Raw genomic sequence first — 272 nt, 5'->3', positions numbered from 1 at the left:
CCTTGCCCTTGGCAATCGCTTCCAGCCTCAGCGCGGCAAAGCCCAGCAGTTGCGCCGGGCCGTCATGCAGTTCGGCAGAGATGCGGCGGAGATAGCGCTCGTTGAGTGTTGCCGTGCGCTGGTTTGCCGTGTCGGCGCGCCTTCGCAGAGCCCGGTTGAGGTCGAGCATCCGCGACAGTTCGATGACCTGCTTGTCAAGCGACCGCCGCTGGACGTCGATCAGGTGGCTGCCTCTGGCAACGATGATAAAGAGCAGCGCCAGCATGCCGGCG

General features: G+C 64.7%; 1 pseudogene. It reads right to left on the bottom strand.

Annotated elements, in window-relative coordinates:
• Window positions 1-272 (bottom strand): annotated as a pseudogene (locus B3605_RS21020) (sensor histidine kinase); the annotation flags it as partial.

The sequence above is a fragment of the Rhizobium sp. UBA1881 genome (assembly GCF_002338015.1).
Classification (GTDB): Bacteria; Pseudomonadota; Alphaproteobacteria; order Rhizobiales; family Rhizobiaceae; genus Rhizobium.
This window is presented reverse-complemented; position numbering and strand designations above follow the sequence as displayed.